This is a genomic window from Curtobacterium sp. Arg-1 (genome assembly GCF_025643395.1).
In the GTDB taxonomy this organism is placed as follows: domain Bacteria; phylum Actinomycetota; class Actinomycetes; order Actinomycetales; family Microbacteriaceae; genus Curtobacterium; species Curtobacterium poinsettiae.
In genome coordinates this window covers 314,021-332,372 of record NZ_CP095731.1, presented here as the reverse complement: position 1 = coordinate 332,372, position 18,352 = coordinate 314,021, and the positions used below count along the sequence as shown (strand labels likewise).

At 71.8% G+C, this 18,352-nt stretch carries 21 protein-coding genes; 8 read left to right on the top strand and 13 right to left on the bottom strand.

Going from position 1 to position 18,352, the window contains the following annotated elements; all coding sequences use genetic code 11:
- Positions 1 to 82 precede the first annotated feature (82 nt).
- From MXD64_RS01650 to MXD64_RS01640, 3 genes are all read left to right on the top strand, one after another.
- Positions 83 to 523 carry an OsmC family peroxiredoxin gene (locus MXD64_RS01650; RefSeq protein WP_042541027.1) on the top strand — a complete coding sequence of 147 codons (441 nt, stop codon included), beginning with the start codon at positions 83 to 85 and terminating at the stop codon, positions 521 to 523.
- A 96-nt stretch (positions 524 to 619) separates the two neighbouring features.
- Positions 620 to 874: a hypothetical protein gene (locus tag MXD64_RS01645; protein ID WP_042540548.1), complete on the top strand. Its 255-nt coding sequence runs from the start codon at positions 620 to 622 to the stop codon at positions 872 to 874.
- Positions 875 to 932: 58 nt separating this feature from the next.
- Positions 933 to 2,459, top strand: a complete 1,527-nt coding sequence (locus tag MXD64_RS01640) for a threonine/serine ThrE exporter family protein (RefSeq protein ID WP_017887533.1) — start codon at positions 933 to 935, stop codon at positions 2,457 to 2,459.
- A 118-nt stretch (positions 2,460 to 2,577) separates the two neighbouring features.
- Here MXD64_RS01640 and MXD64_RS01635 read toward each other — a convergent pair whose 3' ends face one another.
- Entirely contained in the window at positions 2,578 to 2,772 is a 195-nt protein-coding gene (locus MXD64_RS01635) for a DUF2795 domain-containing protein (protein WP_027467172.1), read from the bottom strand.
- A gap of 91 nt (positions 2,773 to 2,863) precedes the next feature.
- On the bottom strand, positions 2,864 to 3,082 hold the full coding sequence (locus MXD64_RS01630) for a hypothetical protein (RefSeq protein ID WP_263137050.1): 219 nt from the start codon (positions 3,080 to 3,082) through the stop codon (positions 2,864 to 2,866).
- An 85-nt stretch (positions 3,083 to 3,167) separates the two neighbouring features.
- Here MXD64_RS01630 and MXD64_RS01625 point away from each other — a divergent pair, with 85 nt between their 5' ends.
- Complete coding sequence (locus MXD64_RS01625) at positions 3,168 to 3,485, top strand: hypothetical protein (protein WP_017887536.1); 318 nt, start codon at positions 3,168 to 3,170, stop codon at positions 3,483 to 3,485.
- 97 nt (positions 3,486 to 3,582) lie between these two features.
- On the opposite strand, the gene MXD64_RS01620 is transcribed toward MXD64_RS01625, so the two are convergent.
- Entirely contained in the window at positions 3,583 to 4,509 is a 927-nt protein-coding gene (locus MXD64_RS01620) for an SDR family oxidoreductase (RefSeq protein ID WP_042540542.1), read from the bottom strand.
- 198 nt (positions 4,510 to 4,707) lie between these two features.
- Here MXD64_RS01620 and MXD64_RS01615 point away from each other — a divergent pair, with 198 nt between their 5' ends.
- Positions 4,708 to 5,457 carry a hypothetical protein gene (locus MXD64_RS01615; protein WP_071251763.1) on the top strand — a complete coding sequence of 250 codons (750 nt, stop codon included), beginning with the start codon at positions 4,708 to 4,710 and terminating at the stop codon, positions 5,455 to 5,457.
- A 30-nt stretch (positions 5,458 to 5,487) separates the two neighbouring features.
- Here MXD64_RS01615 and MXD64_RS01610 read toward each other — a convergent pair whose 3' ends face one another.
- From MXD64_RS01610 to MXD64_RS01595, 4 genes are all read right to left on the bottom strand, one after another.
- Complete coding sequence (locus MXD64_RS01610; protein ID WP_263137047.1) at positions 5,488 to 6,270, bottom strand: endonuclease/exonuclease/phosphatase family protein; 783 nt, start codon at positions 6,268 to 6,270, stop codon at positions 5,488 to 5,490.
- Between the two features lie 38 nt (positions 6,271 to 6,308).
- Complete coding sequence (locus tag MXD64_RS01605; protein ID WP_263137045.1) at positions 6,309 to 7,805, bottom strand: LCP family protein; 1,497 nt, start codon at positions 7,803 to 7,805, stop codon at positions 6,309 to 6,311.
- Positions 7,806 to 7,950: 145 nt separating this feature from the next.
- Complete coding sequence (locus tag MXD64_RS01600; protein ID WP_017887541.1) at positions 7,951 to 8,601, bottom strand: GntR family transcriptional regulator; 651 nt, start codon at positions 8,599 to 8,601, stop codon at positions 7,951 to 7,953.
- Between the two features lie 12 nt (positions 8,602 to 8,613).
- On the bottom strand, positions 8,614 to 10,728 hold the full coding sequence (locus MXD64_RS01595) for an MMPL family transporter (RefSeq protein ID WP_263137043.1): 2,115 nt from the start codon (positions 10,726 to 10,728) through the stop codon (positions 8,614 to 8,616).
- 76 nt (positions 10,729 to 10,804) lie between these two features.
- Between MXD64_RS01595 and MXD64_RS01590 the strand changes: the two genes are divergently transcribed.
- Positions 10,805 to 11,212: a MarR family winged helix-turn-helix transcriptional regulator gene (locus MXD64_RS01590; protein WP_017887543.1), complete on the top strand. Its 408-nt coding sequence runs from the start codon at positions 10,805 to 10,807 to the stop codon at positions 11,210 to 11,212.
- Between the two features lie 80 nt (positions 11,213 to 11,292).
- Positions 11,293 to 12,336, top strand: coding sequence for an LCP family protein (locus MXD64_RS01585; RefSeq protein WP_262160691.1), 1,044 nt, complete (start codon positions 11,293 to 11,295; stop codon positions 12,334 to 12,336).
- Positions 12,337 to 12,409: 73 nt separating this feature from the next.
- Here MXD64_RS01585 and MXD64_RS01580 read toward each other — a convergent pair whose 3' ends face one another.
- The 6 genes from MXD64_RS01580 to MXD64_RS01555 all read right to left on the bottom strand — a co-directional run bounded on the left by MXD64_RS01580 (position 12,410) and on the right by MXD64_RS01555 (position 17,550).
- A complete protein-coding gene (locus MXD64_RS01580; protein WP_017887545.1) occupies positions 12,410 to 13,114 on the bottom strand; it encodes a LysM peptidoglycan-binding domain-containing protein in 705 nt (234 codons plus the stop codon).
- Between the two features lie 302 nt (positions 13,115 to 13,416).
- A complete protein-coding gene (gene rlmC, locus MXD64_RS01575; RefSeq protein ID WP_017887546.1) occupies positions 13,417 to 14,568 on the bottom strand; it encodes a 23S rRNA (uracil(747)-C(5))-methyltransferase RlmC in 1,152 nt (383 codons plus the stop codon).
- A 7-nt stretch (positions 14,569 to 14,575) separates the two neighbouring features.
- The gene (locus MXD64_RS01570; RefSeq protein WP_263137039.1) at positions 14,576 to 15,472 is read right to left on the bottom strand and encodes an SMP-30/gluconolactonase/LRE family protein; all 897 of its coding nucleotides are present in this window, start codon (positions 15,470 to 15,472) and stop codon (positions 14,576 to 14,578) included.
- Positions 15,473 to 15,482: 10 nt separating this feature from the next.
- A complete protein-coding gene (locus tag MXD64_RS01565) occupies positions 15,483 to 16,103 on the bottom strand; it encodes a DedA family protein (protein ID WP_042539863.1) in 621 nt (206 codons plus the stop codon).
- Positions 16,104 to 16,171: 68 nt separating this feature from the next.
- The gene (locus MXD64_RS01560; RefSeq protein ID WP_263137036.1) at positions 16,172 to 16,831 is read right to left on the bottom strand and encodes a FadR/GntR family transcriptional regulator; all 660 of its coding nucleotides are present in this window, start codon (positions 16,829 to 16,831) and stop codon (positions 16,172 to 16,174) included.
- A complete protein-coding gene (locus MXD64_RS01555; RefSeq protein ID WP_056073227.1) occupies positions 16,828 to 17,550 on the bottom strand; it encodes an SDR family oxidoreductase in 723 nt (240 codons plus the stop codon). The genes MXD64_RS01560 and MXD64_RS01555 overlap by 4 nt, the downstream gene beginning before the upstream one ends.
- A gap of 45 nt (positions 17,551 to 17,595) precedes the next feature.
- On the opposite strand from MXD64_RS01555, the gene MXD64_RS01550 reads away from it, so the two are divergent.
- Positions 17,596 to 18,348: an SDR family NAD(P)-dependent oxidoreductase gene (locus MXD64_RS01550; protein WP_071251760.1), complete on the top strand. Its 753-nt coding sequence runs from the start codon at positions 17,596 to 17,598 to the stop codon at positions 18,346 to 18,348.
- The last annotated feature ends 4 nt before the right edge of the window (positions 18,349 to 18,352 follow it).

Below are 18,352 nucleotides of genomic sequence, written 5' to 3'. Positions count from 1 at the left end.
GGTTGCGAGAACGAGCGTTCTCGGATTGACTCGGGAGCGGTGGTCCCACTCGGGACCACTCCCCCACACGAAAGGAGCGGGCATGCCCACTCGCACCGCACGCACCGCCTGGAACGGCGGCCTCGAGGACGGTTCCGGCCAGGTCGAACTCTCGAGCTCGAAGGTCGGCACGTACGACGTCTCGTTCCCGAAGCGCACCGCCGAGGACGCCGGCGGCACCACGAGCCCCGAGGAGCTCATCGCCGCCGCCCACTCGGCCTGCTACGCCATGCAGTTCTCCGCCGTCCTCGGCGAGGCCGGCGGCACGGTCGAGGCCCTCGACGTCAAGGCCGACGTCTCGCTCGGCCCGGACCCGGACGGCGGCTTCCGCCTCACCGGCATCGTCCTGACCGTCAGCGGCGAGGTCTCCGGCATCGACGAGGCCGCCTTCCTCAAGGCCGCTGAGGACGCCAAGGCGACCTGCCCCGTCAGCAAGGCACTGACCGGCGTCGAGATCACGCTGCACGCGACCTTCGAGCAGTAGGCGCGCGAAGCAGGAACCGTCACCACGTGACGGACGGGAGGCCCGGTGCCAGCTGGCACCGGGCCTCCCGTCCGTCGCCCACCTACGCTGGGTGCCGTGCCCCGATTCCTCGCCACCCCGACCCTCGTCGCCCTCTGGCTCGGCCTGCTGGCCGTCGTGGTCGGGGTCGTGTTCGTGTTGACGGCGCCGTCGGCCTCGGCGGAATGGTTCGCGTACGCGCCCCTGGCCCACGTCACGTTCGTCCCGAGCGTGCGCCCGTGGCAGCTGACGGTCGGACCGGTCCTCGTGCTGGTGGGCGCGGTCGTCGCGGCGTTCGCCCTCGGCAGACTCAGCGCGCGCCGCCGGAGCTGATCCGGACGCGTCCAGCGGACGTCCGGACTCAGCTGCCGTCGACTGGCACCATGGCGGGATGGCCGAGCAGCACCCCCCGGGCCCGCACAAGCCGGGCCGCCCGCCCCGGCCACGCCGGCGCAGTCTCGCGCAGCACGACCTGCGCGACGCACGGGCCCGGCTGCGCGGCACGATCTACGAGCACGTCGAGCCCGACGCCAAGGGGCGCGACCAGTACACGGCGACGCAGATCGTCGACTTCTGCCTCGACCTGGCCGAGGTCATGCTCGCCTCCGGTGCCGACACCCGCAGCGTCGAGACGGCCGTCGTCGCGGTCTCGACGAAGTGGAACCTCGCCCCGCTCGACCTGGACTTCTCCGGCAGCTCGGTGACCATCCAGTACGCCCCGGCCGACGTCCCGCCGCTCGTCAAGGTCCGGACGGTCAGCTCCGACGGCTCCGACCTCGACCGGTTGGCGCGGGCGAACCAGATCGTCGACGACCTGATCCACGACGAGCGCGACATGACCTCGGCGGTGAGCGCCCTCGTCGCGGTGCTGCGGATGCCGCCACGCTGGCCCACGTGGCTCGCCGACGTGGGGCTGTCGATCCTGGGCACCTCGATCGCGATGCAGGCCGGCGGCGGGTGGCGAGCGGGCATCGGAGCGTTCGTGCTGATGTTCGGGATCATCCTGTCGGGGCGCTGGCTGACCGGCCGCGGCTACCCGCAGTTCTTCGTGTCCGGGGCGCAGGGGGCGGTGGCGTCCGTGATCGGCACCCTCGCGATCGGCGCGGGTGTGCTGCACCCGGCCGGCGCCGCGACCATGGTGGCGGCGCTGGTGGTCCTGCTCCTGCCGCACGTCGCGCTCGTGACCTGGGCCCAGGACGCGATCTCCGGGTTCCGGGCGATGGCGGTCGCCCGTGCGTTCTACATCGGGCTGGTCATCGCGGCGATCGTGGTGGGGGTGCCCGCCGGGATCGCGATGACGAAGTGGCTGCACCTCGAGGTCGACCCGTCCGGCATCGTCACGCAGACGCTGCCGTTGTGGGCCTCGCTCTCGCTCACCGTGGTGTCGGCCGGGGCGAACTGCTTCGTGCAGCAGGCCAGCGCGCGGGTGATCCCCGTCACCGTGGTGTTCTCGGTGGCCGCGGGTGCGTCGCTGTGGGGGCTACGGCAGCTCGGCCTGCCGCTGCTCGGTGCGACGTTCCTGGCGGCGGTCCTGCTCGGCGTGCTGTCGACCTACGCGGCGGTCCGGATGCGGACGGCCGTGGCGGCGATCGCGGTGCCGGCGTTCTGCGGAGCGCTCCTGCCCGGTGTCGCCGTGTCCGACGCCCTGCTGAACTTCATGTCCGGTTCGTCGAGCGCGGCCCTCGACTTCGTGGCGGCGGTGTCCGTGGCGCTGGGGATCGGCGCGGGCCTGGTGCTCGGTGGGCTCTTCGCGACACCGGGTGCCCGGCGAGCACTCCGACGCACCCGTCGGGTCGTCGTGCACTCCGTCCACAACGACACCAGGGCACTGCGGGTCATCCGGGACACCGGGTACGACCCCGGCGACGGGTCGGTGCCGCGCGGGTCGCGGAGCGGTGGTGCCGGCGGCGCGTCGTGAGCGCGGCGGGGTGTCCCGGCGCGTCGTGAGCGCGGCGGGGTGCGCTCGGTGAGCAGAAGACGTCGGGTGCGGTCATCGCACCCGACGTCTTCTGCTCACTGAACGGGCTCGGTCGACGTCAGCCGGCGTCCGAGACCGCGCTCGACACCGCGGTCGGGGCGTCGTACTCGCCGTCCGGGATCGCGCGGAGCGCCTCGAGGACGTCGTCCGGAGCGCCCTCCTGCTCGGCGGTGGAGACCACGTCGTCCTTCGAGGCCGGGTAGTCGATGCCGCTCAGGTACTTCTGGACCTGGATGGGGTTCGGTGCTGCCATGTCGGTTCCTTCCGTCGGGTTACGACACCCGGGGTACCCGCGGTGCGCTGCACGACGACGCAAGGAACGCGCTCCGTGGACGAACCGCCGGTCAGAGTTCCCAGCTGCCCGAGCCGTCGTCGTCCCACATCGCCAGACGGCGGGCAGCCTGCGGCTCGTACCGATCCATCCAGCCGCGCTCGAACCGGGCGACGGCGCGGTCGAACGCCGCCACGAGGTCGAGCTCGGCACGCAGCAGGGCCTGCAGCTGCAGCCCCTCGTACAGCGCGATGAGCTGCTCGGCGCCGCCGAACGCACAACGCCGGGGCACCAGCACCCCGGTACGGGTGGCGGCACAAGGGGGGACAGACCCGGACGTCGAGCCGGTTCGCGGCCGTCCGTGCGACCATGCGGGCATGACCCCGAACGACCCCACAGCCCAGGGACTCGCCACCATGGCCTCCGCCGGGTTCGAGTTCGGCGGCGATCCCGACCAGGTGGCGCACGACGTCCGGGCCATGTGGGAGCAGCTCGGCCGGCCCGTCGGCGCCTTCGAGGCAGCGGCTCGGGCCATCGCGGTGCTCCCCCAGCGCCCCGAGGTACCGATCGCCGACCAGGCCCGGCGCCGCGCCTTCGAGCAGGCGATCGGCATCAACCCCGTCGAGGTCGAGCTGGCCGCCGCGATGTCCGCGCGCGAGCTCCTCGAGCGGATGGCGCGCTCCGTCACCTGCTGACGCGACCAGACGCCGTCGACCCGACCACACGGAGGACGGGAGGCGCGGTGCCCACCGGCACCGCGCCTCCCGTCAGGGTCCTGTCAGAACAGGTGCCCTACGGCGTCGGCATCCCGCCGTCGACGTGCAGCGTCTCGCCCACGACGTACGACGACTCACCGCTCGCCAGGAACACGTACGCCGGCGCGAGCTCTGCCGGCTGGCCCCAGCGACCCAGGTAGGTCTGCTCGCCCGCGCTCGGCAGCGCCTCGGGCGGCTGGCCGCCGGCCGGCTGCAGCGGCGTCCAGATCGGGCCGGGAGCGACCGCGTTCACGCGGATCCCCTTCGGCGCGAGCTGCGCGGCCAGGCCCTTGGCCATGTTGTTCACGGTCGCCTTCGTGGCCGCGTAGTGCACCAGGTGCGGCGACGGAGCGTACGCCTGGATCGACGTCGTGTTGATGATCGTGGAGCCGGGCTGCAGGTGCGGCACGGCTGCCTTCGTGATCCGGAACGTCGCGTAGGCGTTCGTCTTGAAGGTCTCGTCGAACTCCTCGTCGGAGATCTTGGTGATGTCGTCGACGTTCTGCTGCTTGCCGGCGTTGTTCACCAGGATGTCGAGGCCGCCGAGCTGCTCGACGGCGTCGGCCACGAGCTGCTCGCAGACCTGGAGCGAGGTGATGTCGCCCGGCAGCGCGACGGCCTTGCGGCCGGCTGCCTCGATCAGGCTGACGATGCGGTCGGCGTCCTCCTGCTCCTCGGGCAGGTACGAGATCGCGACGTCCGCACCCTCACGGGCGTAGGCGATGGCGACGGCGGCACCGATGCCGGAGTCGCCACCGGTGACGAGCGCCTTGCGGCCGGTCAGACGACCCGAGCCCCGGTAGGTGTCCTCACCGTGGTCGGCGGGGACGTTCTGCGCCATCTCCGCGTCGGTGCCGGCACCCTCGAGGTACTGCTCGTCGGGCTTCTTGTCGGCGTACATCTTCGTGGGGTCCTGCATCACGTACTGGTCAGGCCCGGTCTGGTCGTTCTGCTGGTCCGTCATGCCGCCGACGGTACGCAGGGGGTCGCTGCGGGCCGTCCAGGAGGCTGTCCCCCGGTGCGCGGAGCGGCCTGCGCCCGCCGTCCGCTCCGGTCCGGGGCCGCAGGTGCGTGATCCTCGTTTGTCACGGTCCGGTGACGGGCCGGCCCCGATTCGGTAACACCTGTCGTTCTGCCCCGACCGAGGTCGTACCGTCGAACGGTGACTCCTCGGACCCTGCTGGCGCTCGGCGCCGCCGTGCTGGCCTTCTCGGCCGGTGCGCTCGCGTTCGACGGCACCACCGGGCTCGGCGTCGACGTGGCCGTCGCTGCCGAGACCTCGCACGACGCCGCTCCGGTCCACGTGACGAACGCGGACCTCCGCCGTGTGGACTCGATCGAGCTCGACGCCGAGGCCCTGGTGCTCCGAGACGGCGACGACACCGTCGTCGAGTCCTCGATGCGCGACTCCGGCCTGACCGTGAGCGTGCTGAACCGGCTGCTCGGCACCCCGTCGCGGACGCAGACGGCCGAGGGCGACGGCGGGGCGTGCTTCCCCGCGGGCACCACGTACACCTGGGGCGGCGCCGTCCGCGTGGCAGCCCTGACGACCGACGCCGCGGCCGGCAACGCCGTCGAGATCCGGGTGTTGCGCGACGCGGTCCGCAGCACCTTCGGCAGGCAGATCGAACTGACCGGCCCGGACGGCGTCCGGGTGGGCGACGACATCGGGGACGAGATCGCCGACGCGCCCCGCTCCGAGCGCGTCTCCTTCGGATCGGACGACTCGCGTGCCTGGCAGCTCCTGCTCCGCGAAGGGTGGGCGGACCGGCACCACGACGACGGTGACGACCACGAGTCGGGCAAGCGCACCGACGATGCCGGGACCAACGGGGTCTCCGCGCTGACGAACGAGACGACCGTCACGGTGCTCGGTTCACCGATGCCCGTCCACGCGCAGCGCAGCTGCTGACAGCGAGCAGAGCGCAGCTGCTGAACCGGTTCAGACCCGCAGGGTCGTGATCACCGGGAAGTGGTCGCTGGCGAACCAGGTCTCGGGGCCGTCGTGGTCGATCACCACGCGGTCCACGGCGCTGATGCCCCGGGTGAGCACCCAGTCGATCCGCTCGGCCGAGTCGACCGGCGGCTGCCAGTCGTTGAACGTGGCGGTGCGGTCGGACGGGTCACCCGCAGCCAGCCAGGCGTCTTCGAACCCGGCTTCGGCGAACACCCGCGATGCCGTGCCGGTGCCCGCGGGTTCGTTGCAGTCCCCGGCGAACACGACCGGCCCGGTGGTGCCGGCCAACCGTTCGGCGATGAGCGCGGCGCTCCGGCCCCGGACCTCGTCACCGTGCGGTCCGGGCTCGTGGTCCAGGTGTGTGGTGAGCAGGGTGAACGCGGGACCCTCGGCGTCGAGGAACCGGGCGTGGTTCGCGATCCGCGGGTACAGGCTGCCCCAGGTGTTCGAGACGGGCTCGTCCGGGGTGTCCGACAGCCAGAACGACCCCTCGTCGGACGGGCGGAAGCGGTCGCGGCGGTAGAAGACGGCCGCGTGCTCGCCGGCGTCGCCGCCCTCGCGCCCCTGCCCGACGTCGGCGTGGTCCGGCAGACCGGCACGCAGGTCGTCCATCTGGTGGGCGAAGGCCTCTTGCACGCACAGCACGTCGGGGTCGTGTCGACGGATGACGTCGAGCACGACCGGTAGTCGGGCCGGCCAGTCGTGCGCGGGGTCCGGGTTCTTGATGTTGTAGGTCATCAGGACGATCGGGCGTGCGGCGCTGGTCACTCCACGAACCTACCGACCGGTCCCCCGGCGGGTTCCCATCAGTTGATGCAGGTGCCCTCGGTGCCGTAGTTGTGCACGTCGGTCGACTTGGGCGTCGGTTCCTTCGCGGGCTTCTTCGTCGGCTTCGAGCCCGAGCCGCCGGTCGCCGGCGTCGAGGCCCCGGCGCTCGGCTCGGTCGCGACCGGCTTCGCGGTCTTGCCGTCGGTGCCGAGCACCAGGGTGACACCGGTCACGCTGGCGGTGCGGACGGCGACGGCGCCGGGGACCGCGGACACGACGGCCTTCGCCTGCGCCTCCTGGCCGGCGGGGTACTGCACCTGCGTCGTCTTCGTCGTCGCGGACGAGCCGGCCGGCGGGACCTGGAAACCGCGCGCGGTCAGGACCTGGCCGGCCGCGGTCGCAGCACCCTCGACCCCGCTGCCGTTCAGCACGGTGACCGAGGTGTTCGCGGGCTGCGCGCGGCGGGCCTTCGTGTACGCCTCGGGCTGCCCCACCAGGCCCTGCACGAACGCGGGCAGTCCGACGGTGTCGACCTCGACGATGGACAGCGGCGAGCCGTTCACGTAGATGGTCGGGGTGCCGAGGGTCGGGATCGTGGCCGACTGGATGTTGCCGGGCCGCAGGTTGCGCATCTGCGAGGCGAGGTCGATCAGGTCGGTGTCGGTCTGGATCGATCCACCGACGGCCTTGAGGATGTTGCCCATCTTCACGGGGTTGAGCAGCGTGCCGGCCGACGTGACCTTCCGTGCCTCCTGCGACAGGAAGTACTGCTGGCGCACGTTGCGGTCCAGGTCGCCGTTCGGCAGGCCGTGGCGCTGGCGCACGAAGGACAGCGCCTCCTTCGCGTTCAGCGAGGACTTGCCCGCGGGCAGGTTGACGCCGGAGTAGGGGTCGTTCGTCGCCTGGTTCAGGCAGACCTCGACCGGTCCGAGCTCCTTGACCACCTGGTAGAAGCCGAGCAGCGAGACGCGGACGTAGTGGTCGATCTGCAGGCCGCTCAGGTTCTCGATGGTCTTGATGAGCATCTTCGCACCGCCGGTGTCCCCACCGCCGTTGAGCGTGCCGAAGTAGAAGGCGCTGTTGAGCTTGCCCTTGCCGACGTCGGGGATGTCGACGTACGAGTCACGGGGGAACGAGATCATCGTCGCCTGGCTGCCGTCGGCGCTGATGTGCAGCACGATCATCGTGTCGGTGTTCGTCGCACCGCCGTCGTCCTGGGTGCTGAGTTCGGCGAGCTGCTCCGGGGTGGCGTTGTCCGGACGGTGGTCGTCGCCGACGAGCAGGATGTTCTGCGCCTTGCCGTCGACGTCGTCCTTGGTGTCCTTCTTGCCGGTGATCGCGTTGACGATCGTGACGCCGTCGGACAGCTGGTTGTACGCGTAGCCCGCGTACCCGACGCCCAGCAGGAGGGCCATCGTGAGCACCCCCGCGACGGCCGGGAACACCACGCCCGCCCGACGCTTCTGGCGCCCGTGGCGCGGCGTCGCGGCACCGCGGCGTGCGGGCTCGGTCGTCTGCTCGGGTTCGTTGCTCACCGGGAAACCATAACCGGCGAGTGGACGGACGACATGGGATGCGCCTGGAAGGTCACCCCGTAGTGGCCGTCACCACCTGAGTGACGGAACGGTGTCCGCGGTGCTTCCACGGGCCTCCTGTCCGTCGCCGGTCGCGCTCGTGACGCTAGTCGCGCGACGGGAGCAGGTGGATCGCCTCCATGGCGAGCTCGGCGGCGATCGGGTCCTTCGCGACGACGGCGTCCTTGAGCTTCGTCAGCTCGGGCAGGATCACGTCGGCCGGCAGGAGCTCGGCGAGCTCCGGCACGCGGAGCTTGAAGGAGAGCCCGTCCGTGGTCGACGCGCAGAGCTGCACGAGCGACGGGTTGCCGCACGCGTCAGCCCACATCGCGTAGATGCCGGCACCGTCACGCGCGACCTTGTCCTGCTCGTCGGCGCTCACCCGCGCGTGCACGTCGTCGAGCATCTTCACGATCTTCTTGCGCTGCGCGTCCGTGAACCGGGGGACCGCGAGCCGCACGACGCCGCCGTAGATCACGCCGAGGGTGCGGTACGCGTCGAGGAGTTCTTCCTTCGTCGGTGCCGCGACCCGGGTGTAGCGGTTCGGCGCCATCTCGATGAGGCCGGCACGGGCGAGTTCGGCGAGGGCTTCGCGGATCGGCGTGCGGGACACCCCGAGCCACGCGATGAGGTCGTCGTCGTTGAGCCGTTCCCCGGGTTCGAGCGTGCCGTCCATGATGGCGTCGCGGATCTTGTCCTGCACCGTGTCACGGAGGAGCTTGCGCTCTGCGGCGGGCTGCGTCGAGGGAACTGGCATGGGCCTAGCGTGTCACATGTCAGGGCGCGTGCGCGAGAGGCGCGAGGGCCACCAGGCCCGGTGCCCGAGGTCGTACGCCAGTGCCGGCACGAGCAGCGACCGGACCACGATCGTGTCGAGCAGCACGCCGAACGCGACGACGAACGCGATCTGCACGAGGAACAGGATCGGGATGACGCCGAGGGCCGCGAACGTGGCGGCCAGCACGACGCCGGCGGACGTGATCACCCCGCCGGTCACCCCCAGGCCGCGCAGGACGCCCTCGCGCGGACCGTGGCGCAGTGCTTCTTCGCGCACCCGGGTCATGAGGAAGATGTTGTAGTCGACGCCCAGGGCCACCAGGAACACGAACGAGTACAGCGGCACGCTCGGGTCGGCGCCCGGGAAGTGGAACACGTGGTCGAAGACGAGGGCACCGACACCGAGGGCCGCCGCGAACGAGACGATCACGCTGCCGATCAGGACGAGCGGTGCGACGACACTGCGGAGCAGGAGCATCAGGATCAGCAGGATCACGACGAGCACCACGGGGATGATGAGCGTGCGGTCGCGGATGCCGGTGTCGTTCGTGTCGACCGCCGTCGCGGTGACGCCACCGACGATCGCGCCCGGGTCGACCCGTTCGACGGCGGTGCGGAGGTCGCGGACGGTCTGCTCGGCGGCGTCGGAGTCTGCGGCGTCCGACAGGGTCGCCTCGAGCAGGACGTCGCCGCGGGAGACGGTCGGCGCGGCGCTGCCTGCGGTGTCCCCGGTCACCGGGACGGTGCCGGCGGGGCTGTCCTTCACCGCGGCCACGACACCGTCGACCCCGTCGACCGCCGTGATCGCATCGACGAGCTGGTCGAGGTCCCGCTCGGCGCCGATCACCTGCGCGGGGCTGCCGGAGCCGCCGGGGAAGTGGTCGGCCAGCACGTCCTGCCCGTCGCGTGCCTGGGACGACCCGATGATCAGGTCGCTCTGCGGCACACCGTCGGCCTTGAGCCCGAACAGGCCGGCGCCCATCGCGAGCAGTCCGACCGTGCAGACGATCCACACCACCCGCGAACGACGGGCGACGAGCCGGCCGACGCGTGCCCAGACACCTCGGGCGTCGGGGCCGGTGAGCACGGGGTGGGCGCTGCCGTGCACGGGACGGAGGGGCCAGAACGCCGCACGGCGGAACGCGAGCAGCAGCGCGGGCAGGAGCGTCAGGGCGGCGAGCAGGCTGAACGCGATGCCGATGGCGGCGACGGGGCCGAGCGCCTTGTTCGAGTTGAGGTCGGACAGCAGCAGGCAGAGCACCCCGACGATCACCGTGCCGCCCGAGGCCAGGATCGGCTCGAGGCTCCCGCGCAGCGCGGCCTTCGTCGCGTCCCAGCCGGTGCGGTGGTCACGCAGGGCCTCACGGAAGCGCGCGGTGTACAGGAGCGCGTAGTCCGTCGCGGCACCGATCACCAGGATCGACAGGATCCCCTGCACCTGCCCGTTGACCGTCACGATGTCGGCCTTGGCGAGCCACCAGACCACGAGGATCGAGGCACAGAGGGCGAACGTGGCGGTCCCGAGCACCAGGACCGGGAGCAGGGGGGATCGGTAGACGATGATCAGGATCACGAAGACCGCGGCGAGCGCCACCCCGAGCAGCAGCCCGTCGATGCCGGCGAAGGCCTCGGTCAGGTCGGCGGTGAACCCGGCCGGACCGGTGACGTACCCGCGCAGACCGGACGGCAGCGCATCGTCCACGTCGGCCCGGACGGCTTCGACCGCGGCGCCGGTCTCGGCGTCCTGGGTGAGCGTCGCGACGATCTCGACCGCATCGCCGTCCTCGCTCGGGATCACCGGGCTGACGGCCTCGACGTCCGCGCGGTCGGACAGCGTCGCGGTGAGCGCCTTCGCGTCGGCGAGGTCGGTCGAGGTCAGTCCCCCGTCACGCTCGAGGACGATGATCGCGGGTGCCCCGGACTCGTCGCGGAACTCCGAGGACCGCTCCTGCACCTTCGTGGCGTCGGCGGAGGCGGGCAGGAACGAGGTCTGGTCGTTGGTGGAGACCTCGGAGATCTTGCCGAAGAACGGACCGCCGACCGAGGCGATGCCGAGCCAGACCACGATGACGAGCGCGGGGAGGACGATGCGGAGGAAGCGGGACACGTCGGCGAGCGTACACCGATCGTCAGCATGCTGATTACTTGACGATCGCGCGCACCGCCCACCGTAGAATCACGACATGGAGGACACGACCGAGCAGTGGCCCCTCGGACGACTGCTGTCCGCGGCCGCACGCTCCGTCGAGCGGGACTGGGACGAACGACTCCGGGCCATCGGGCTCTCGCACGCCGCCGTCGTCGCGATCGACATCCTCATCCGGACCGGCCCGACCGGCGCCGACACCATCGCCCGCACGGCCCGGGTCCAGCCGCAGACGATGTCCCGCACCCTCGAGCGGATGGAGCGCGACGGCCTGGTCGAGCGCACCCCGCACGCCGCGGACCGTCGCCGCCGCGTGGTCCGCGTGACGCCGGCCGGCCGGTCGGCCTGGGAGACCGCGCGGCACATCGAGCGCGAGGTCCTGCCCGAGGATGCCGCCCTGCGGGTCGCGCTTCGCGAGGTCCTGGCGAAACCACAGCAGGACTGAAACGCTGTACTTGACATACCACATGCGATAAGATCCTCGGGTCGGTTGCTCGCCGACCCGAACCCGCAGGAGTCCCCCGCATGTCCGAACGTCGCGCGGCCCGGGCGGCCGCTGACCACGCCCACCGCACCGCCATCCGCAGCACGCGCCGGCGACGGCCCTTCCTGGTCGCCCTGGTGGCGACGCTCGGCTCACTCGTCGGCATCGCCGTCGTGGTCGCCGTCGTCGCGAGTGTCTTCGTCGGCGGGCTCGCGCGGAGCTTCGACGCCGGTCGTGACACCATCGCCGACCCGTTCCCCGACGGTGCACGGCCCAGCGCCACGGGCGGCGAGAACATCCTGCTCATCGGGTCCGACGCCCGCGCACAGGGCGGCCCCGAGGGTGCACGGCCCGAACTCGGCGGGCGGTCGGACACGCTGATGCTCGCGCACGTCCCCGCCGATCGACAGCACGTGTACCTCATGTCGATCATGCGTGACTCGTGGGTCGAGGTCCCCGGACACGGGCGGGCGAAGATCAACGCCGCGTACTCCTGGGGCGGGGTCGCCCTCACCACCCAGACCGTCGAACAGCTCCTGGACGTCCGGATCGACCACGTTGCCGAGATCGACTTCGCCGGGTTCGAGGACATGACCGATGCCCTCGGCGGTGTCACGGTCGACTCACCCGTGGCGTTCTCGGCACGGGGCCACGACTTCACCACCGGGGCGAACCGGCTCGACGGGGCCGCCGCGCTCGCCTTCGTCCGGGAGCGCTACGCCTTCGCCGACGCCGACCACACCCGCGTCCGCAACCAGCAGGCGTTCATGCGCGGCGTCGTGGACGGGCTGCTGTCCCGCGACACCGTCACGAACCCCGGGCGCATCCAGGACTTCGTCACCGCGACGAGCGAGCACCTGTCGGTCGACGCGGGCCTGTCGTTCTCACGACTGGTCGGACTGGGCTGGTCGCTCCGAGGTGTCGGGGCAGACGACCTGGTGACCTTCACGGTGCCGACCGCGGGCTCCGGCACCTCGCCGGACGGGCAGTCGATCGTCAGGCTGAACGGGCTCGAGGTCTCCTCGCTGTCCCAGGCGCTCCGCTCCGACGACGTCGCCGGCTGGCTCACCGACAACCCGCAGTAGCCCCCGCCTCGCGCACGACGACGCCCCACGACTCGAGGTCGTGGGGCGTCGTCGTGTTCGGTCTGCGGAGAGATCAGGCGGGGAGCTGGAGCTCCTGGCCGGAGTAGATCAGGTTCGCGTCGTCGATGGTCGACGTGTTCGCGGCCCAGAGCTGCTTCCAGCCGCCCTCGATCTTGAGCTTCGTCGCGATCGTGTCGAGCGTGTCACCCGAGGCGATCGTGTACGTCTTGCCGCTCGTCTTGACCGGGGCCGGCTTGCTCGGCGTGGTCGCTGCCGGGGCCGGCGTCGACTCGGTGGTGCTCGGCGCGGCCTGCTGCGGCGCAGCCTGCTCGGCGGGGGCCGGAGCCGGAGCCGCCGGCTGCGGGGCGGCCTGCTCGGCCGGAGCAGGAGCCGGCGCGGGCGCCGGAGCGGCCGCTGCGGGAGCCGCACCGCTGGTGCCGCTCAGTCCGAGCTGGGCGGAGCATGCGGGCCAGGCACCCCAGCCCTGCGAGGCGAGGACGCGCTCGGCGACGGCGATCTGGGCCTCGCGGCTGGCGGAGGCGGGGTTGCCAGCGCCACCGTTCGCCTGCCAGGTGCCGAGGTTGAACTGCAGGCCGCCGTAGTAGCCGTTGCCGGTGTTGATGGCCCAGTTGCCGCCGGACTCGCACTGCGCGAGCTGGTCCCAGGTCGAACCGGACGCTGCGTTCGCGGGGGTTGCCGCGAGGCCGACACCGGTCGCGGCGATGCCGGCGAACGCCAGGCCGCCGACGATGGTGCGGGTACGGGAAAGCTTCTTCATGTGATTGCTCCACCGGGGTCACGAGCCGCATCTGCTGCGGGATCCACTGCCCACCCCGACCGATCGCGGTCAGTTGTGGGGTGCGCCACCGGGGGCAGTGGTCATCGGGCCGGCGGCACCTCGGTCGGCAACCATAGGAAACTCTTCACCGTTATCAAACTGAGACAAACGGTTCTACCCGTTCATGCTATGTACCCCTGGCGGAAACCTGTACGCCTCGATTCCCATGGCCATGGTCATCGACCCGTACCCGGGTACGTCACCTTGGCAATTCCCTGGCAATGACGACCGGGAGGCCCGGATCACGCCCGCGACAGGAGCGTGACGGCCTCGAGATGGCCGGTCTGCGGGAACATGTCGAGCACCCGGGCCCGTCGGAGCCGGAACGACGGCATGCGGGCCAGGTCCTTCGCCAGGGTCACCGGGTTGCAGCTCGAGTAGACGACGTGCTGCACGTCCGACTCCTCGAGCCAGGTCGACAACCGCTCGCCGATCCCGCGACGCGGCGGGTTCACCACGACGAGTTCGGGCACCGCATCCGGACGGGTCCGGAGGGCGTGCTCCGTGGCGTCGTCGGCGGCGAACCGGACGCCCTCGAGCCCGGCCTCACGCGCCGACTGCTTCGCCGAGCGGATCGCCTCGGCGCTCGACTCGATGCCGGTCACCGCGCGGCCGGGACGAGCGGCGTGCAGCGCGAACCCGCCGACGCCGCAGTACAGGTCCCACATCGACGCGGGATCGAGTTCGTCGATCCAGGTCGAGGCCTGCGCGTACAGCTCGGTCGCGACGCCGGTGTTCGTCTGGAAGAAGCTCTGCGGCCGCAGGTGCATCGTGATCCCGCCGAGGCGCATCGGCAGGGTCTCCTGCTCGGTCAGCACGACCTCGCGGTCGCCCTCGGTGACGGCCTTGTGCTCGGGCAGCAGGTTGGCGGTCACGACGACCGCGTTCGGCAGCGCGGCGCGCAGGGTGTCGAGGTGCTGTCGGAGTCGCGGCAGCTGCCCCTCCGAACGCAGCACGAACCGGATCATCAGCTCGCCGTCGGGCGACTCGGTGACCAGGACGTACTTCAGCTCACCGCGGCGTGCGGCGACGTCGTACGGGATCAGCCCCGCGGTGGTGACGAACCCGGCCAGGACGGGCAGCGCGTGCCGGATGCCGGGGGTGCAGATCCCGCAGTGCCGCAGGTCGACCCCGCGCTGCCGGTGGTCGAGGATGCCGACGGTCGGGTGCTCGACGGACCCGCCGACGACCATCTTCGCCTTGTTCCGGTACCCCGACTCCGGGCTCGTGATCGCCGGTGACCAGGAGACCGCACCGGGACCCCCGGCGGCCTCGACGGCGTCGTGCAGGAGCTCGCGCGTCCGGAGTTCCTTGTCGAGGACCTGGTCAGCGTAGGGCTGGCCCATGAGCGTGCACGACCGGCACACCCCGCGGTCGAAGTAGTCGCACTGCATGGCCGAGTCAGGATACGGCAGCGTCCCGCGTCGTCGTGGCGATCCGGTACACCGAGGTCGTCGCCGTCAGGAAGAGCGTCGTGCCGTCGTCGCCACCGAAGCACAGGTTCGACGTGACCTCGGGGACGGCGACCTCGCCGATGCGTGCCCCCGCCGGGTCGAACACGACGACGCCGCGGTGGGACGACGACCAGACGTTGCCGTGCACGTCGACCCGGATGCCGTCCGGCGCGCCTTCGCCCGGCTCGAGCCGCGCGAACACCCGACCGTTCTTCAGCAGGTCGCCCCGGCGGTCGTACGCGCGGATGACCGGCTCGTCGCCCGACGAGCTCGCGATGTACAGCACCCGCTCGTCCGGGTCGAACGCCAAGCCGTTCGGCTCGTCGAGGTCGGTCGCCACGGGCCGCAGGTCCTCGCCCGCCGGTCCGCACCGGAACACCCAGTGGTCGCCGTACTCGCGGACGCCGGGGTGCCCCTCGCGCGGCTGGGTGATGCCGTAGGCGGGGTCGGTGAACCAGACACCGCCGTCCCGCGCGACGACGACGTCGTTCGGGGAGTTGAACCGGACGCCGTTCCACGTGTCGACGATCGGTGTGACGACCCCGTCGCGGTCACGCTCCACCCGGCGCAGGCCGTGCGAGCACTGCACGACGCTGCCGTCGCGGTCGAGCGTGCGGCCGTTGGTGAACTCGACACCGCCGGCGTACACCGAGGTCTCCCCGGAGTCGGCGTGCCACTGCAGGATCCGGTCGCCGGGGATGTCGGACCACCGCAGCGTCCGCGTGGTCGGGATCCAGCAGGGGCCCTCGGCCCAGGTGCTGCCGGTGGCGATGCGGTCGAGCGCGTCGGGGTCCGGCACGAGGTCGTCGAGCAGCACGGGTTCTCCTTCGAACGGGGTGCCCACACTACTTTCCTCAGGCTGCGGCGGCGGCCTCACTGCGCCGTCGCACGGCCTTCTCGATCGCGGAGATCGCGAAGCCGAGCAGGATCGACGCCACGACGGCGACGGTCGTGACGAGGAAGGGCTGCTCGCGGCTCCAGCGCCCCGTGGCCGCGGCGATGCCGACGCAGTACGCGGCCCACACGACGTCGGCGAGCACGCAGCTGACCAGGAAGCGCCGGAGGTCGAGCCCGCTGTCCGCGCCGACCAGGTTCGTCGTCAACCGGCCCATCGGGATGAAGCGTCCGAGCACCGCGATGCGACCGGGAGCGGCACGGTAGCGGCCGTCGATGGCGTCGCGGGCCGCGCGGACCTTCGGACGCGCGAACCAGGACCGCGAACCGAGGTCGACGGAGCGCGCCAGGTGGTACAGCCCGAGGTCGCCGAGGACCATGCCGATCGACGCCGCGACGACGAGGAAGAGCACCGGCACGAGCCCACCGTCGCCACCGACCAGGAGCGTGCCGATCGCGACGACGAGTGCCTGGCTGGGGAGGAAGACCGCCACGCTGCCGACGGCGAGCACCAGGCCGACCACGAGGAAGGCCCACGGGGTGCCGACGAGCTGGACGACCAGGTCCTGTGCTGCGTCCACGACTCACCCTCCACGGGCACCGGAGGGAGCGCACCGGCCTCCATCTTCGCAGGTCGGCGGCGCGCCGCTCACGTCCGGTCGACGATCGCCCGCATCGCCGCGGCCGCGTCGTCCGGCCGTCCGTCCACCACGGCACCGGCGAGCGCGAGGTGGAGGCCGACGTCGTGCCGGTCCGGACGGATGCTCCCGCGTTCCAGCAGGACCTGGCCCACGACCCGGTGCAGGCGTCGGTACAGCGTGTTGCCGGACAGGTCGAGCACGAGCGCGTGGAGCCGCACGTCCGCGGTCACGAAGTCGGGGCGGTCGTCGCGGGTCGCGGCGGCCGCGAGCTCGTCCGCGGTGGTGCGGAGCACCTCCCGTCGGTCAGCACACGCGTCGAGCGCCGCTCGCCGGGCTGCTGCGGCGGCCGCGGCGGGTTCGACCGCCGCGCGCAGCTCGCGGAGTTCGACCGCGACCCGGTCGCCGTCCGGGCCCCGCAGGCGCCACCGCACCACGCGCGGGTCCAGGACGTCCCACCGATCCGCATCGAGGACGGTGACGCCGACCCGGCGCCTGGCGGTGAGCAGGCCGAGGGCGACGAGGACACGCACCGCCTCGCGGACGATGCTGCGACTGGCACCCGTCCAGGCCACCAGGTCGTCGACGCTCCGGCGGCTCCCCGCGGCCAGGGTGCCGGAGACCACGGCGTCACCGACCTGGTCGAGGACCCGATCGAAGGTGCTCGTCACCGCTGGGAGACCGGCGACAGCACGAGCTCGTCCACGCGGACGTGAGCCGGCGCCCCGAGCACGAAGGCGACGGTCCGCCCCACGTCCTCCGGCTGGAGCATGCGCTGGCGGGCGGCCGCGTCGGGGACCTCCGGCCGCTGGTCCAGGAAGTCCGTCGCGACGTCGCCCGGGCACAGGTGTGTGGCACGCACGCCGTGCTCGGCCTCCTGCTGGTTCAGGCTCCGGACGACCGATCCGAGCGCGGTCTTGCTCGCCGAGTACGCCACGCCGGCCCCGGGCTGGAAGGACCACCCGGCGTACGAGGACACGACGACCACGACACCGCCGGACGAGCGGAGTGCCGGCAGCGCGGCGTCCACGACGGTGACGACCGCGGTGAGGTTCGTGTCCACGATCGCCCGGAAGTCGGTCAGCGACTGGTCGTCCCACCGGCGTCGCGGGGCGTTGAGCCCGGCCGCCAGCAGGAGTCCGTCGAGCCGGCCGTGCCGCTCGAGCACGACGTCACGTGCGGCGGCCACGGCTGCGGGGTCGTTCGCGTCGAGGGGCAGGACGTCCGCGGTCCCGCCGGTTGCCCGGATGGCGCCTGCGACCTGCTCGAGTCGGTCCGCGCGACGCCCGCTCAGCACCACGGTCCAGCCGTCCCGTGCCGCCGCCTCGGCACCCGCGGCCCCCATGCCGCTGCCGCCACCCGTGACCCAGAGCACACGCTGATCCGTCATGCTCGAATAGTATGCCTATTCAAGGCACCGACGACGGGAGCAACGATGCACCTCGACCTGACCGACCGCGTGGTCGTCGTGACCGGCGCAGCGCGCGGGATCGGCCGCACGCTCGCCGACCGTTTCGTCGACGAAGGGTGCCGCGTCGTCGCACTCGACCTGGCCTTCGAACCGGACTTCCCGCTCGAGCACGTCGTGTGCAACGTCGCCGAACCGCAGTCCGTGCGCGACGCCGTGGACGAGGTCGTCAGGCGGCACGGCACGATCGACGTCCTGGTGAACAACGCCGGCATCAACGTCACGGGCACGGTCGCCGAACTGCAGTGGGACGCCTGGCGCCGCTGCATGGACGTCAACCTCGGTGGCACGTTCCTGATGAGCCAGGCCGTCGCACCGGTGATGCAGGCGGCCGGGCGCGGTCGGATCGTCAACGCCGCGTCGTTCGCGGCGATCGTGCCGAGCGTCGGGAGCGCGGCCTACGCGGCGTCGAAGGCCGCGGTCGTCTCGTTCACCCGGGTCCTGGCGTCCGAGCTCGGCCCGTGGGGGATCACCGTGAACGCGTACGCACCCGGCATGGTGCCGACGGCGATGAACGGCTTCGCGACGATGCCGACCGAGGCACAGGACCGTCTGCTGGACACGCTGTCACTCCGCCGGTGGGAGACTCCGGACGACGTCGCCGACCTGCTCGTCTTCCTGGCGAGCGACGCCTCGGGGTACATCACGGGCACCCTGCTCGACGTCTCCGGCGGCAAGCTCGCGACCCAGATCCCCGCCCGCGCACACGGTCGGACCTGAGCGG